The organism is Brachybacterium sp. GCM10030252 (assembly GCF_042666535.1).
In the GTDB taxonomy this organism is placed as follows: domain Bacteria; phylum Actinomycetota; class Actinomycetes; order Actinomycetales; family Dermabacteraceae; genus Brachybacterium.
In genome coordinates, this window is sequence record NZ_JBHTDM010000012.1 from 110,450 (window position 1) to 124,371 (window position 13,922).

At 70.1% G+C, this 13,922-nt stretch carries 15 protein-coding genes; 10 read left to right on the forward strand and 5 right to left on the reverse strand.

Translation table 11 applies throughout. The features are described 5' to 3' along the window. Positions 1–26: 26 nt before the first annotated feature. Entirely contained in the window at positions 27–2,264 is a 2,238-nt protein-coding gene (locus ACFQRJ_RS12340; protein ID WP_377019429.1) for an ATP-binding cassette domain-containing protein, read from the forward strand. Between the two features lie 7 nt (positions 2,265–2,271). On the opposite strand, the gene ACFQRJ_RS12345 is transcribed toward ACFQRJ_RS12340, so the two are convergent. Continuing rightward, entirely contained in the window at positions 2,272–2,754 is a 483-nt protein-coding gene (locus ACFQRJ_RS12345; protein ID WP_377019430.1) for a MarR family winged helix-turn-helix transcriptional regulator, read from the reverse strand. Between the two features lie 142 nt (positions 2,755–2,896). On the opposite strand from ACFQRJ_RS12345, the gene ACFQRJ_RS12350 reads away from it, so the two are divergent. The 6 genes from ACFQRJ_RS12350 (at position 2,897) to arfB (ending at position 7,258) form a co-directional block, all read left to right on the forward strand. Beyond that, the gene (locus tag ACFQRJ_RS12350; RefSeq protein ID WP_377019432.1) at positions 2,897–3,994 is read left to right on the forward strand and encodes an alkene reductase; all 1,098 of its coding nucleotides are present in this window, start codon (positions 2,897–2,899) and stop codon (positions 3,992–3,994) included. Positions 3,995–4,074: 80 nt separating this feature from the next. Continuing rightward, entirely contained in the window at positions 4,075–4,368 is a 294-nt protein-coding gene (locus ACFQRJ_RS12355; protein ID WP_377019433.1) for a DUF1905 domain-containing protein, read from the forward strand. 123 nt (positions 4,369–4,491) lie between these two features. Then, positions 4,492–5,316, forward strand: a complete 825-nt coding sequence (locus tag ACFQRJ_RS12360; protein ID WP_377019434.1) for a DUF3152 domain-containing protein — start codon at positions 4,492–4,494, stop codon at positions 5,314–5,316. Positions 5,317–5,457: 141 nt separating this feature from the next. Continuing rightward, entirely contained in the window at positions 5,458–6,033 is a 576-nt protein-coding gene (locus ACFQRJ_RS12365; protein WP_377019435.1) for a 1-acyl-sn-glycerol-3-phosphate acyltransferase, read from the forward strand. 62 nt (positions 6,034–6,095) lie between these two features. Next, positions 6,096–6,779 (forward strand): hypothetical protein, encoded by a 684-nt coding sequence (locus ACFQRJ_RS12370; RefSeq protein WP_377019436.1) that lies wholly within the window; start codon positions 6,096–6,098, stop codon positions 6,777–6,779. Between the two features lie 38 nt (positions 6,780–6,817). Next, positions 6,818–7,258: an alternative ribosome rescue aminoacyl-tRNA hydrolase ArfB gene (arfB, locus tag ACFQRJ_RS12375; protein ID WP_377019437.1), complete on the forward strand. Its 441-nt coding sequence runs from the start codon at positions 6,818–6,820 to the stop codon at positions 7,256–7,258. 113 nt (positions 7,259–7,371) lie between these two features. Here the strand turns inward: arfB and ACFQRJ_RS12380 are convergent, their stop codons facing one another. Further along, positions 7,372–8,379, reverse strand: a complete 1,008-nt coding sequence (locus ACFQRJ_RS12380; RefSeq protein ID WP_377019438.1) for a helix-turn-helix transcriptional regulator — start codon at positions 8,377–8,379, stop codon at positions 7,372–7,374. A gap of 101 nt (positions 8,380–8,480) precedes the next feature. Between ACFQRJ_RS12380 and ACFQRJ_RS12385 the strand changes: the two genes are divergently transcribed. After that, positions 8,481–8,876: a VOC family protein gene (locus ACFQRJ_RS12385; protein ID WP_377019439.1), complete on the forward strand. Its 396-nt coding sequence runs from the start codon at positions 8,481–8,483 to the stop codon at positions 8,874–8,876. Between the two features lie 73 nt (positions 8,877–8,949). Here the strand turns inward: ACFQRJ_RS12385 and ACFQRJ_RS12390 are convergent, their stop codons facing one another. Continuing rightward, positions 8,950–9,429, reverse strand: coding sequence for a GAF domain-containing protein (locus tag ACFQRJ_RS12390; RefSeq protein ID WP_377019440.1), 480 nt, complete (start codon positions 9,427–9,429; stop codon positions 8,950–8,952). 326 nt (positions 9,430–9,755) lie between these two features. Here ACFQRJ_RS12390 and ACFQRJ_RS12395 point away from each other — a divergent pair, with 326 nt between their 5' ends. Next, positions 9,756–10,166 carry a hypothetical protein gene (locus ACFQRJ_RS12395; RefSeq protein ID WP_377019442.1) on the forward strand — a complete coding sequence of 137 codons (411 nt, stop codon included), beginning with the start codon at positions 9,756–9,758 and terminating at the stop codon, positions 10,164–10,166. A gap of 65 nt (positions 10,167–10,231) precedes the next feature. Here the strand turns inward: ACFQRJ_RS12395 and ACFQRJ_RS12400 are convergent, their stop codons facing one another. Beyond that, entirely contained in the window at positions 10,232–11,383 is a 1,152-nt protein-coding gene (locus ACFQRJ_RS12400) for a low temperature requirement protein A (protein WP_377019443.1), read from the reverse strand. Between the two features lie 110 nt (positions 11,384–11,493). Next, positions 11,494–13,041, reverse strand: coding sequence for an MFS transporter (locus tag ACFQRJ_RS12405; RefSeq protein ID WP_377019445.1), 1,548 nt, complete (start codon positions 13,039–13,041; stop codon positions 11,494–11,496). Positions 13,042–13,126: 85 nt separating this feature from the next. Between ACFQRJ_RS12405 and ACFQRJ_RS12410 the strand changes: the two genes are divergently transcribed. Continuing rightward, complete coding sequence (locus ACFQRJ_RS12410) at positions 13,127–13,819, forward strand: TetR/AcrR family transcriptional regulator (protein ID WP_377019446.1); 693 nt, start codon at positions 13,127–13,129, stop codon at positions 13,817–13,819. Positions 13,820–13,922: the final 103 nt, after the last annotated feature.

The following is a 13,922-nucleotide window of genomic DNA, read 5'->3' on the forward strand; positions in this document are numbered from 1 at the left end:
CCGCGTCTGGCTCTACCGTCGACCTCATGCGCGAGCACATGGTCCGGATCCGGGATGCACGCACCAACAATCTCGACCACCTCGATCTGACCATCGGGCGTCATCAGCTGGTGGTGTTCGCCGGGATCTCCGGGTCCGGGAAATCGTCACTGGTCTTCGACACGATCGCCGCAGAAGCGGGCGCCGAACTGAACGAGACGTTCCCGCCGTTCGCCCGCAACCGCCTGCCGAAGTGGACCCGACCGGAGGTCGGCTCCATCGACGGACTGTCGCCGGTGATCGTCATCGACCAGCGACGCCTGGGCGGCAACGCTCGTTCCACGGTCGGGACCGTCACCGACACCTGGACATATCTGCGGCTGCTGTTCTCCCGACTGAGCACACCATTCGTCGGCGAGTCCAACTGCTTCTCCTTCAACGACCGCTCGGGCATGTGCCCGCGCTGCGATGGGCTGGGCGAGGTGCTCTCAGCGGCGGTCGATCGCGTCCTCGATCTGGATCGCAGCCTCTCCGAGGGGGCGATCCGGCTGCCCGGTTTCGGCGAGGGCGGCTACTGGTACGCGCAGTATGCCGATATCGGCACGTTCGACGCGGAGGCGCCGCTGAGGGAATGGACGCAGCGCGAGCGCGACGCCCTGCTGTACGGCGGGCAGCATGCCGCCGCGCTCGGGACCAGGCCCCCGTCGGACTACGAGGGTGTCCTCGAGCGCTTCGAGCGCATCTACCTCCGCACCTCCGACGAGCCCTCCGAGCGCAAGCGCCGCACGATCGAGGAGTTCACACACGCAGCGACGTGCCCCGAGTGCGAGGGCGAACGACTGCACGAGGCGGCGCGCATCGCCACCGTCCGGGGACTCACGATCGGGCAGATGAGCCGCCTGGAGATCCCCGAGCTGCGCGACGTGCTCCGCGGGATCGATGCGCCCGGGGTCGGGTCCGCCGTGCAGGCGCTGCGTGAACGACTCCAGGCAATGATCACGGTGGGATTGGGCTATCTGCACCTCGCGCGCGCCACCACCACGCTCTCCGGCGGGGAGTCCCAGCGCATCAAGGCGGTCAAGCACCTGGGCTCGAGCCTGATCGAGATGCTCTACGTGGTCGACGAACCCACCGTCGGCCTGCATCCGAGCGACGTCGCCGACATGGCGGAACTGCTGCAGCAGCTGCGCGACCGGGGCAACACGGTGCTGGTGGTCGAGCACGATCCGGCACTGATGGCGATGGCCGACGAGATCGTCGAGATCGGGCCCGGTGCCGGCGAACAGGGCGGGCGGCTCGTGTTCCAGGGCAGCTTCGAGCAGCTGCGCGAGGCCGACACCCCCACAGGACATGCCCTGGCCGCTCAGCGGCCCACGGTGCAGACCCCGCGGGTACCTCGGGACTGGGTCCGCGTCGAGAGCGCCCGGCGGAACAACCTCCAGGATGTGACCGAGCGGATCCCCACCGGCGTCATGACGGTTCTGACCGGCGTGGCAGGATCGGGCAAGTCCAGCCTCGCGACCGAACTCGTCGACCAGCATCCGGCGATCGTCGTGGACCAACGCCCCGTGGCCGCGAACAGACGTTCCACGCCGATCACCTATACCGGCATCGCGACTGCGATCAGAAAGCTGTTCGCGCGTGAGACCGGAGCCCCGGAAGGCCTGTTCAGCGCGAACTCCACCGGCGGATGCCCCGAGTGCGACGGGCTCGGCGTGCTGTACACGGACCTCGCCTTCATGGACGGCCAGGAGACCGTGTGCCCGGCATGCCACGGCACCAGATTCACCGCTGAGGCGCTCTCGCACACTCTCGACGGGCTCACGATCTCCGACATCGAGCATCTGAGCATCACCGAGGCGCTCGAGCGTCTCCAGGACCGCTCCATCCGTTCGAAGCTGCAGCATCTTGATCGCGTGGGCCTGGGGTATCTGAGGCTAGGCCAGTCCCTGAACACCCTCTCCGGCGGCGAGGCACAGCGGGTGAAGATCGCCAAGGAGCTGCGGGATGCCGACGCCCCGAACATCTACGTGCTCGATGAGCCGACGACGGGTCTGCATCTGCGGGACATCACCACGCTGCTGTCCGTCCTCGACGAGTTGATCGATCACGGCCACACCGTCGTGGTCATCGAGCACAACCTCGATGTCATCCGCCGGGCGGACTGGGTCATTGATCTGGGGCCGGGTCCCGGTCGCCATGGCGGGACGGTGCTGTTCACCGGCCCCGTGAGCGGCCTGCCGGAGACGGCGACCGGGAGGGCGCTGCGGGAAGCGGACAGCTGAGCGGGTCCTAGCGAGATCGCTTCGAACGCGCCTCGGTACTGGCCCGCATGTGTTCGCGCACCCGGGGCAGCACCGCGTCGAGGGCCTCGAGCTCCTCGGGGCTCAGCTCGTCGAGGAACAGTTCGCGCGCGATCGCGATATGGCCGGGCATCACCGTCGCCACCGCGTCGCGCCCCGCCTCGGTGATTTGCACCAGCGTCGACCGCTGGTCCCTCGGGTGCGGAGACCGCGTGATCAACCCGGACTTCTCCAGCAGCCCCGCCTGGTGGGTGAGACCGCTGCGGCTGTGGACGAGCTGATCGGCCAGCGCCGTCATCGTCATCTCTCCCCCGGCATCGACCAGGGTCGCGAGCATCTCGAACTGCACGTACCCCAGCCCGGCATCGACCTTGAGCTGCTGCTCGACCTGGTAGCGCAGCAGGGTCGCGGACTCCATCAGGGCGAAGTACACCCCGAGCTCGCGGGGGGAGATCTGTCGGTCCTCAGCCATCAGCCCATTGTCCTCGAACGTCGCCGTCGCTGCTCGACACCATGCCCATTGCTTCGATCTCGAAGCACTGCTATGGTCGTATTACTTCGATATCGAAGCATTGACTTGCGCGACACGTCGCCCGACCGAGAGGAACTCCCTGATGTCCATCGCTTTCGAACCACTCACCCTGGGATCTATCGAGCTTCACAGCCGCATCGCCATGTCCCCCATGACTCGCAGCCGCGCCTACGGGCCCGGCGCCACCGTCACGTCCCTGAACGCCGAGTACTACCGCCAGCGGGCCTCCGCAGGAATGATCGTCACCGAGGGCATCCAGCCCTCGGAGGTGGGCCAGGGATACCCGGACACCCCGGGACTGCACACCGCCGAGCAGGTCGAGGCATGGAAATCGGTCACGTCGGCCGTGCACGCCGAGGGCGGGCGCATCGTCGCCCAGCTCATGCACACCGGCCGCATCGGCCATCCGCTGCTGACCCCCGGCCGCCTGCAGCCGGTCGCGCCGTCGGCCGTGCGGGCCGAGGGATACGTCCACACCAGCGAGGGAAAGAAGAACCTCGCCGCGCCCCGTGAGCTGAGCGAGGAGGAGATCGAGCAGACGATCGGCGACTTCGTGCGGGCGGCGCGCCACGCGGTGGACGCCGGCTTCGACGGGGTCGAACTGCACGGCGCCAACGGGTACCTGATCCACCAGTTCCTCGCGCCGAACACCAATCGGCGTCAGGACCGCTGGGGCGACTCCCTGGAGGGCCGCACCCGCTTCGGCCTGCTCGTGGCCCGCGAGGTCGCCGGCGAGATCGGCGCAGACCGCGTCGGCTTCCGCATCTCCCCCGGCAATCCGCTGAACGGGATCGAGGAGACCGATGTCGAGGACGTGCGCCGCGTCTACGAGCACCTCGTACGCGGCCTCGCCGACCTGGATCTGGCGTACCTGCACCTGCTCGAGGATCGCCAGCGGGCCTTCACCCACCAAGTCAGGTCGCTGTGGCCGTCGACGCTCGTGCTGAACCCGTTCACGGGGGCGGAGCCCACGGGTCCGAAGCAGCTCGCGCTCCTCGAGGACGGCACGGCCGACGTCCTCACCTTCGGACGGATGTTCCTGGCGAACCCGGACCTGCCGGCCCGTCTGGCCGTCGGTGGACCGTTCAACGAGCCCCACCCCACGAGGTTCTACAGCGGGGACGAGCGCGGATACACCGATTATCCGGCGCTCGCCGGCTCCGCCGCAGCGGTCGGCTGAGCCCGGCCACGTGTCGTCCCGCATGGCACGGCGCGACCCCACCGGTGCGGTGGGGTCGCGCCGCCGCTACTCTCAGAGCCATGGAGTGGGAGTTCACGGCAGAGCTGATCCCGTGGCGGGGCCCGGCCCCGTACGTCTTCGCGCCCTTGCCGGCAGACATCTCTCACGACGTGAGAGACGCCGCTCGTGGGTTCATGTACTGGGGTCAGGTCCCCGTCGTCGCCACGATCGGGGACACCGAGTTCGAGACCGCGATGTGGCCCAAGGACGGGCGGTTCCTGCTGCCCATCAAGGTCGCGGTCCAGCGTGCCGAACAGATCGATGTCGGCGATGTCATCACCGCCACGCTGCTTCTGCGCGGCGAGAGGGCATGATCTGCGGCGTCCCGACGGGCGCCGGTCCCGGCTCTCCATCAGGTCGATCACAGAGTTCGGCAGTTGTCGTTCCCGGTGTGGCGTGCCTGCCTGTTCGCTCGGACGAGCCCGTATCGTTGATGCGTGCCCAGGACATCAACGGCCCGTTCCCGGATCGTCCTCACCCGGCGCGGGCGCCTGCTCCGGTCGGGGATCGTCGCCGCCGCGGTGCTGGTCACGGGCGTGGCGCTGGTCCTCAGCATCACGCCGTTCGCCCCGCCGGAGAACTCCTCGCCGGCACCGGGCCCGAGTGACCAGAGCCCCGCGGCCCCCAGCGAGACCGAGACCCCGTCGGCCGTCGCCGAGGCCGCAACGCCGACGTCGACGTCGACCGACGAACCGGACGCGCGGGACGAGGAGATCGTGCAGTCCGGCACCGTCGGCGACGGCACCTGGACCACGGCACGGCCGGTCACCAGCGCCGAACCGACATCGGAGACGGTCCACACCTATGCGCTGCGCGTCGAGAACGGGATCGGTATCGACGTCGAGGAGACGGCACGGACCATCGCGGAGATCCTCGGGGACGACCGCGGCTGGCAGAGCACCGAGGACGTCCACTTCCAGCAGATCTCCGACCCTGACCAGGCGGACTTCACGATCTCCCTCGCCTCGCCGCCCACCGTCGATCAGATGTGCCTGCCGGCGAGGACCAACGGGCTCTGGAGCTGCCGGATCGGTGAGGATGTCGCGCTGAACTCGGATCGCTGGACGCACATGACGCCGACGTACGACGACCTCGATGAGTATCGCGCGTACCTGGTCAACCACGAGGTGGGGCATTTCCTCGGCCATCAGCACGTCCCGTGCGGCGGGGACGGACTCGCGGCGCCGGTGATGCTGCAGCAGAGCATCGACCTCCAGGGCTGCCGACCCAATGCCTGGCCGACGGCGGATGGAGAGGCCTGACGCCGCTGCTCCGTCGCTGTCAGCCTCACCGAACGGCTCCTCCCGGTCCGGTCCCTCCCGGTCCGGCTCACCCCGGTCCTGCCCCTGCCTCACAGAGGGCCCCGTGCCGGGATCCTCACCCCCGTGCTCTAGATTGAGCGCATGCTCCGCCACCTCGCCGCCCGCGCGTTCTGGTCGATCAGCCGCTGGAGGTTGGTGACCGAGCCCAAGCCTGAACGTCCCACCGTGCTGGTCGGCGCCCCGCACACCTCCAACTGGGACTTCGTGTTCATGCTCGCCATCGCCTGGCGGCTCGGGATCCGGCTGCACTGGCTGGGCAAACACAGCCTGTTCACCGGCTGGCGGGGCCCGATCATGCGCGCACTCGGCGGCATCCCGGTGGACCGCGAGGATGCCGGTCGGGTGGTCGACGACGTGGTTCAGCGCTCACGCGCGGGCGAGACCTTCGGCCTGGTCGTCACCCCCGACGGCACCCGCGGAGAGCACACGCATTGGAAGTCCGGCTTCTACCGCATCGCCCGCGGGGCCGGAATTCCGGTCACTCTCGGATTCGTCGACCGCACCACGATGACCACCGGACTCGGACCGACCTTCGAGCTGACCGGCAACGTGGCCGAGGACATGGATCGCATCCGCGCCTTCTACGCCGACAAGGCCGGCCACTCCCCCGAGCGACGCGTCGAGCCCCGGCTGCGCGAGGAGGACAGCCTGGACTAGGTTCCGTCGCCGCGCGGTTATTCGCTGTGCCGCGGCGGCCCCGGGCCGCTATGGTCACCGCCATGGACACCGCGGTGCGGGCCGCGACCGACGCGGTCACGCTCGACTCCACGCACACCGATGTGGAGCGGGCACTGCGCAGTGCCGGATGGGCGCGGTGCGGCGCCGGTGACTGGGCGATCGCGCTCGCCTCCCCGGACGGTGACGTCGTCGCGCGACTCAGCCCCTTCGACCCCGTCGGCCCCTATACGGCGCGGCTGTACCGCGCGGCCGCCCCGACGGGGCGTGTACCGCAGCTGTTCGCGCACCGCCGGCTGGCCGGGGGCGGTGATCTCCAGCTGATGGAGCGCCTGAGCGCGGTGTCCGTCCCGGAGGCGCAGGAATTCCTGGCCCGCCTTGCGGCACCAGAGCCCGAGCTCGCAGACCTCGCGGCTCTGGTGGCCGAGATCCACCTCGAGGCCCGGCGCGATCTCCCATGGTGCGGCCCCCTCGATGAGAACCCGTCCAACGTCATGCGCAATCGGACAGGGCGGCTCGTCCTGGCGGACCCCTACTACGCGGACGGACCGGATCTGTACGCCACCGCGGAGCGCGATCCCGATCTGCTGGTGGCCCGCATCCCCGAGACGGAGCGGCGCTTCCTGGTCGATATCCCGCTCACGGAGTCCGGCCCGTGGGCCGATGCCGATCGGCAGTCGCTGCGGGAGAAGCTGCGCCGCGCCGACGCGCGTGAGCGAGCACGCTGAGCTCTGCAGATCCCCTCGCGACCGGGCACACTCGAGGCATGGACGATCTGTACGTGCCTCCGGGCCCCGGCGCGCCCCGCGGTCTACGGATCCCGGCGGCGGAGCTGACCGAGCAGTTCTCCCGCTCCTCCGGTCCCGGCGGCCAGGGCGTGAACACCACAGATTCACGCGTCCAGCTCAGCCTCGATCTCGCGACCACGACGGCGCTCAGCGATACCCAGCGCGAACGGGCCATGGACCGGCTCGCTGCGCGGCTCTCGGGAACGACGCTCACGATCAGCGCCGAGGAGAACCGCGCACAGCGCCGGAATCGCACCGCCGCCCGGGAACGCCTGGCTGCGCTCCTGCGCGAGTCCCTGGTCCCACCGGTGGCACGCCGATCGACACGGCCGACGAAGGGATCTCAGCGTCGCCGACTGGAAGGAAAACGCCGCCGCGCGCAGATCAAACGGAACCGCGGACGGCCCGGGATCGAGTGAGTTCTCGCCGGGCACGCACCGGCCCTGGGCCCCGCGACGGTGCACGAGAACCATGCCTGCCACCTCTCGTCGCGCTCACCGCTCTCCGCCGAGCTCATGACTCCGCGTCGCGCTCACTCCGCCTCGTCGCCGGCGGCGCGCAGCAGTCGGGCGGCCGCGACGCGCGCGAGGTCGCGCAGCTCCTCCGGCTCCTCGATGAGCACGGGGCATCCGAGCGCAGCGATCACCCCGGGCAGCCAATCCAGGTGCTGAGCCCGGATCTCGGCCCGGGACCACGGCTCATCCCCCGGATCGTTCTTCTCGTCATCCCCGTCGCACGGCTGGAGCTGGGCCACGGAGTCCGGGAGGTGTGCGCGGATGTGGTCGCGGGAGGCGCGGAGGCGGAGGCGCACCAGCCAGCGATAGTCCGCGGCGGCGAACCCGTCGACCAGGCGGCGTGCCGCATCGCGTGGTGAGGGCGCCACGAAGGTGCCCGGCACTGCGCGCGCCGTGCGGACGCGGTCGAGGCGGAACGTGCGCTCCTCGCCTCGGGCGACATCGAGGGCGACGAGGTACCAGCGCCCGGCGCGGGCGACGAGATCGTAAGGATGGACCGTGCGCAGCGAGGGTTCTCCGTCGGCGTTGCGGTAGCGCATCTGGAGCGGCTGGCGCTCGCTGATCGCGTCGGCGAGCGCCAGCAGGATGCTGCCGTCGGGAGCGTCGCCGTCAGCCCCCTCTCGCGGTGACGGGGCGTCGGCGAACACGGCGGTGGCCATCAGCTGGTCGAGCCGGCGCACCGACGCCGCGGGCAGGACGCGCCGGAACTTCGCCAGCGCGGTCTGGGCGTCGATGTCGGGTGCTCCGGTCGAGGACTGTGCCCGCAGGAGGCCGAGGATCACGGCGACGGCTTCGTCGTCATCGAGGATGACCGGCGGCATGCGGGAGCCAGCGGCCAGGCGATACCCGCCGTAGCGCCCCCGCACCGCGTCGATCTCGATGCCCATCTCCGCGAGGTGGGCGACATAGCGGCGCACCGTGCGCTCGTCGACCTCCAGAAGCTCGGCCAGCTCCCCGACAGTGCGTATCTGGGCGGACTGGAGCAGCTCGAGCAACCGGAGCATTCGCGCGGAAGGGCCTGGCATGCTCCAAGTCTCTCTCAATACCGGGCAATTTCTGACCGGAAGCTCCCATAGCGTCGAGACCACAGCCCGTGCCCGGGCCGCTCACGATCAGGAGTTCACTCATGCAGCTTGCCGCCACCCGCATCATCACCGACGACGTCGACCGTCTCGTGGCCTTCTACGAGCAGATCACCGAGGTCGCCGCGACCCGCCTCCATCCTCTGTTCGCCGAGCTGCGGACAGACACCGGCACTCTCGCCATCGCCAGCTCCCAGACCGCCCCGCTGCTGGCCGGTGCGGTCCGCGCCGGCGCGAATCACTCGGTCACCTTCGATCTCCTCGTCGCGGACGTGGAGGCGGCCTATGCCCGGTTGCAGGGCATCGTCGCGACGTTCGTGCAGGAGCCGACGACCATGCCGTGGGGCAACCGGTCCCTGCTGTTCCATGATCCCGACGGGAACCTGGTCAACGTTTTCTCGCCAGTGGGCACGCAGGCGCAGGAGCGTATCGGGCAGTGACCCGGTGCCCGTTCCCCACGCCCCCAGTCGCCGGTTACCTGTTGCGGCGGCTCGACGACCTGTGAGCCGGCGTCTACAGCGCAGCTGTCGCCTCGAAAGCCGCTGCCGACCGTATGCGCTGCCAGTTCCGGCCACCGCGGGCGAAGGTGGTGACGACGGCTGCGGGCACACTGCGGGGATCGATCGGCTCGTCACGCCAGTTGCACGCGCGCACGTGAACCAGATCGGCGGCCACGGCGGCCTGCCGCTCGTCGTACCGCCAGGGGCCGGCTATCGGCCCGAGCCAGTAGTGGCCCTCGGCATCGCGGGTCCACACGAAGGCACCCTCGGGTGCTTCCGCGAATCGCTCGAGGCGGCGCGCGAGCCGCTCGTCGTGCTCAGCGGCTGCAGCAGTGATCGCCTCGTCCAGCGAGCTGGGCGGACGCTGCAGGACTCCGCCCATGCCGCAGACTCCCTCGCGCAGGGCTCGCGCGACGCCCGACCCGTCCGGCACGTCATCGTCCCGGGAGCGCATGGGTGCGCGGAAAAGCGCGACCTCGCCGGAGCCCGCCATGCGCCCTCCCTCCTGGCCTGTGCTGCGGCATCGGACCATTCAAGCCCCGACGGTATAAGCCCGGAAGACAGACGGCCCAGAACTGGACGGCCGCCGCGTGAGCCGGCGTGCCCTGCTCACGCAGGTCCGATTACGCTGACGGCCGTGACCGACCTGCATCCGGACGAGGCCCCCGGCGCCCAGCCGGCCACTCGGTTCATCGCACGCATTCTGGCACGCGTCGAAAGCGAGAGGGCCTGAGGCCATGGAGATCGACAACCTGGAGCGGCGGGTCGATGACCTCCTGACCGTCGCACGCTCTCTCGTCACCCCGTGATGAGCACCGCGTGAACGACGTCGCGCTCCCTGTCGTGCTGACCCTGCCACTGCTGCTCGCTGCGATCGTCGCGGTCATCGGCGGGATCCGCGCCGAGCGGCGACGGGCTGGCCCGGCTGCCGTGCTCGTCTCCCACCCCGCGGCCGGTCGTGCCGGACGCCTGACGCGCGCGGGCCTGTATGCGCTGGCGGGTGCGGAGGCGCTGGTGATCGCCATCTCCGGCGGCGCGGCCGCGATCGGGACCCAGATGTGGCCGATGTTCATCATGACGGCGATCGGTGGGTACATCGCTCTGCATGCGGGGTGGGCAGCCGCGTGGACCTGGCGTCCGCGGGCGCGTCTGGCCGTCGGCGACGAGCGCCTGCGCGGCTTCTGGGACGGCCTGCTCCTCCCCGCCGAGCACTCGGACCCCGAGGCCTGAGCGCCGACGGCCGGACCCGCACACCCGCGCGGGCCCGATATCGGTGGAGCGCTGCGCCCCGCCGCTTACGCCGCCCGGGTCCGCGTCGTGTAGGCGGTGTGCGCGGCGAGCGCGCCCGTCACGGCCAGCACCGCAACGCTGAAGAGGACCACCGGCAGCTGTTCGGCCAAGGGCAGGGCGACGACGGTGATCGCCACCAGCACGGCCGCGGCGAGGAACCGCGACCGGGCGAGGCGCCCGAAACGGGACCGCAGGAACAGCAGGTTGCCGGCGAGGTAGACCAGCGGTCCCGCGGTCGTCACCAGCACGGCCCCTGATGTGAGGTGCTCGTGGGCGAGACGCAGCTCGATGGAGACCGCGACCAGAATCGCGCCGAGGACCATCAGGGCGTGCGCGTAGGCGTAGGCCGAGCGCAGGGCACCGGTGGAGGCGTCCCCGCCGCTGGTCTCGGGGCCGGCGAGCGCGAAGTAGTTCCACCACAGCACGAACAGGGAGGCGAACCCGACGAGCGCGCTGAGGGCCAGGCTCGCGGTGAAGTGACCGTGGTCGACGATGGTCCCGCCCATGAGCAGGATCGACTCGCCGAGGGCGATGATGAACACCAGGCGGTTGCGCTCGGCCAGATGCTCGGCGTCGGTGTCCCACAAGTGCATCGGGGCCGCTCCGACGCCGGGGATGCGGAACTGGGCCAGCGGTGCGGCATAGTCGATCAGAACCGCCACCAGCCACAGCAGGAGCCGCCACTCAGCCGGCAGGGCCGCTCCCGCGACCCAGAAGATGCCGGCCAGCAGGGTCCACAGCAGCAGCATGCGGTAGTTGGCCGCGAGCTGCTGGCCCCGGTGGGCGAGCATCATGAACACCGGGCGCAGGATGCCCATGAACAGATAGCAGCCGACGAACAGCCAGGCGCCGTCGCCGAATGCCGTGGGGATGGCGATGGACATGCCCAGCGCGCCGAGCATGAGCACCCCGGAGAACAGCTGCACGATCGTGCGGGTCGGGTCGAGCCAGTTCATGGCCCACGCCGTGTAGTTCCACCCCCACCACACGGCGGCGAAGACGACGACGGTCTCCGCCGCGCCTTCCCAGGAGAGATGCTCGATCAGCAGGTGGGAGAGCTGGATGATCGCGAAGACATAGACCAGGTCGAAGAACAGCTCGACCGGGCCGACCTCGGATCGGCGGTGCTCGGCGCGAGCCAGGGACGGGGCGTTCATGGCGGGGACCTCATCGATCACGGGGGCGGGCGACGGCTCATTATCCGGGCGGGCGGCGCAACCGTCGAACCGGCGCCGGATCGGACCACGCCCGAGCCGGCGCTGCCTGGTCACTCCGCGACGGGTGATGCCATGCGCCGGGGTGGTCCGCCGCGGTGCAGCAGCACCGGACAGACCACGGCGGCTCCCGCAAGAATCACGCCGCCCACGAGGGCGGCCACCGCGAGGCCGTCGACGAAGGATTCCCGTGCCTGCTCGGCGAGGTGACCGGCAGCGGTCGCCGGCAGATGCCCAGCCATCTCGAGCGCCGCGCCGAGGCTGGAGGTCACCACGTCCGCGGTGCCCGCCGGCACGTCGGCCGGGATCGCGTCGGTCAGTCGTGAGCGATAGATCGCTGTGCCGACGGATCCGAGCACGGCGATCCCCAGCGCGGCGCCGAGCTCTGCGGCGGTCTCGGTCAGCGCCGAGGCCGCCCCGGAGCGGCTCGGTGGGACGGACCCGACGACGACGTCCGTGGCCAGGGTCATCATCGGGGCGATCCCGGCCCCGATCAACGCCGAGGCGACGACGGCGAGAGGGAGTCCGTCGTCGGCCGGTACGCGACTGAAGGCGATCATGCCGGCCGCGGCCAGAGCGGCTCCGGCTCCGAACACGACCGGGTAGCCGACCCGTCGCACGAGCACCGAAGCGAGTACGGACATCGAAGCGACCCCGACCATGACGGGCAGGAGCGCCAGGCCCGCGGGCAGCGGCGAGAGGCCGACCACCAGCTGCAGATACTGCGCGTTGTAGAGCATGACGCCGACGAGGGAGAACATGGCCAGCCCGGCTCCGAGGACGGCGCCCGAGAATCGCGGGCCCCGGAACAGCGCCATGTCGACCAGCGGATCGCTCAACCGCCTCTGGCGCGCGATGAACACCGTGGCCGCGACCGCGGCGAAGGCTAGCGCACCGAGGACTGCGGACGAGACCCGCAGGTCTTCGGCGATGATCTTGATCGCCCACACGAACGGGATGATCCCGGCGAACGAGAGCATGACGCTGGCGAAGTCGAGCCGCGGAGATGCATGGTTGCGGTGCTCCGGGACCAGAACGCGGGCGGCGACCAGCAGGACGAGAATGACGGGGACGTTGATCAGGAAGACCGAGCCCCACCAGAACTCCTCAAGCAGGAACCCGCCGACGATCGGCCCGAGCGCGATGCCGGCGGACAGGCTCGCGGTCCAGATCCCGATGGCCCGGGTGCGCTCGGCCGGGTCGGTGAACAGGTTCCGGATCAGCGAGAGCGTGGAGGGCATCAGGGTGGCTCCGCCGATCCCCATCAGGGCGCGGGCGAGGATCAGCAGCTCGGGCGACGGCGAGAACGCCGCGAGGGCGGAGGCGAGTGCGAACACGGATGCGCCGATCATCAGCAGTCGCCGTCGGCCGATCCGATCCCCCAGGTTGCCCATGACGATCAGCAGCCCGGCGAGCAGGAAGCCGTAGGCGTCCAGGATCCACAGCGTCTGGCTCGAACTGGGCTGCAGCTCTCGCGTGATGGAGGGGATCGCGATGTGCAGGATCGTGATGTCCATCGAGGTGAGGATGACGGGCAGGGTCAGCACGGCCAGGGCGAGCCACCGGGAGCTGGACCCGACGGCCGAAGGTGGTGTGTTCATAGCGAAGTCCCTCCGTTGCGTATCTCGCACGCACTGTAGCGTACGAGATACGCACACGCTAGGCTCACCCTCGGAGGTGTCCTTGATGAGTCCCCGCGTCGGCCGCTCCGGCCCGCTCACGCGCGACAGGATCGTCACGGCGGCGATCGAGGTCGCCGATGAGCTCGGTCTGGAAGCCATGACGATGAAACGGGTCGCACTGCATCTCGGTGCGGGCGTGATGTCGCTGTACCGGCACGTCGCCGACAAGGACGAGCTGATCACCGCGATGGTCGAGGACGTCACCGCCGACACCTCCTATCGCGAGCGAGCCGCAGCGAACTGGCGGGAGGCGATGCACGCGCTGGCACGCCATGACCTGGACGCCTTCCTCCGCCACCCCTGGATGCTCACCGCGACGGCGACCCCCGCTCCCCCGTTCGGCCTCTCCTCCCTGACGACCATGGAGTGGGCACTGTCCGCTCTCGACGAGCTGGGGCTGCCCACGCTGTCGGCGGGACGGGCGATCCTGACGATCAACAACTACGTCCACGGCAGCGCCCGCGTCGCGCTCGGCGCCGCGCAGCACTCCCCGGATGACTCCGACCCCGCGTCGGACGACCCGGGTCGCAACTGGCAGCAGCGCCTGGCCGGCGTCGACCTCGACGCGCTTCCCCGCCTCCGGGCCCTCATCACCGATGAGCTTCCGCCGGATGAGCGGGACTGGTTCGCCGACGGCCTCGACGTCATCCTCGATGGCATCGCCGCCGGTGCGGATACTGCCGAGCGCCGAGCCTGAGGGGCGTCAGGTGTCGCCGGCCGCGAAGCATCCGGGTTTCCTCCATCAGAGCCGACGGCCATCCCCCCTGTGTCGGCGACCGGTGATGCGTACCCTCGACGGC

What these genes read in the sequence shown, in the direction of transcription:
- ACFQRJ_RS12345 (WP_377019430.1), bottom strand. Translation starts at nt 2,754, where the DNA reads ATGGCTGAGGACCGACAGATCTCCCCCCGCGAGCTCGGGGTGTACTTC.
- ACFQRJ_RS12380 (WP_377019438.1), bottom strand. Translation starts at nt 8,379, where the DNA reads ATGCCAGGCCCTTCCGCGCGAATGCTCCGGTTGCTCGAGCTGCTCCAG.
- ACFQRJ_RS12390 (WP_377019440.1), bottom strand. Translation starts at nt 9,429, where the DNA reads ATGGCGGGCTCCGGCGAGGTCGCGCTTTTCCGCGCACCCATGCGCTCC.
- arfB (WP_377019437.1), top strand. Translation starts at nt 6,818, where the DNA reads ATGGACGATCTGTACGTGCCTCCGGGCCCCGGCGCGCCCCGCGGTCTA.
- ACFQRJ_RS12365 (WP_377019435.1), top strand. Translation starts at nt 5,458, where the DNA reads ATGCTCCGCCACCTCGCCGCCCGCGCGTTCTGGTCGATCAGCCGCTGG.
- ACFQRJ_RS12410 (WP_377019446.1), top strand. Translation starts at nt 13,127, where the DNA reads ATGAGTCCCCGCGTCGGCCGCTCCGGCCCGCTCACGCGCGACAGGATC.
- ACFQRJ_RS12400 (WP_377019443.1), bottom strand. Translation starts at nt 11,383, where the DNA reads ATGAACGCCCCGTCCCTGGCTCGCGCCGAGCACCGCCGATCCGAGGTC.
- ACFQRJ_RS12370 (WP_377019436.1), top strand. Translation starts at nt 6,096, where the DNA reads ATGGACACCGCGGTGCGGGCCGCGACCGACGCGGTCACGCTCGACTCC.
- ACFQRJ_RS12405 (WP_377019445.1), bottom strand. Translation starts at nt 13,041, where the DNA reads ATGAACACACCACCTTCGGCCGTCGGGTCCAGCTCCCGGTGGCTCGCC.
- ACFQRJ_RS12355 (WP_377019433.1), top strand. Translation starts at nt 4,075, where the DNA reads ATGGAGTGGGAGTTCACGGCAGAGCTGATCCCGTGGCGGGGCCCGGCC.
- ACFQRJ_RS12385 (WP_377019439.1), top strand. Translation starts at nt 8,481, where the DNA reads ATGCAGCTTGCCGCCACCCGCATCATCACCGACGACGTCGACCGTCTC.
- ACFQRJ_RS12340 (WP_377019429.1), top strand. Translation starts at nt 27, where the DNA reads ATGCGCGAGCACATGGTCCGGATCCGGGATGCACGCACCAACAATCTC.
- ACFQRJ_RS12350 (WP_377019432.1), top strand. Translation starts at nt 2,897, where the DNA reads ATGTCCATCGCTTTCGAACCACTCACCCTGGGATCTATCGAGCTTCAC.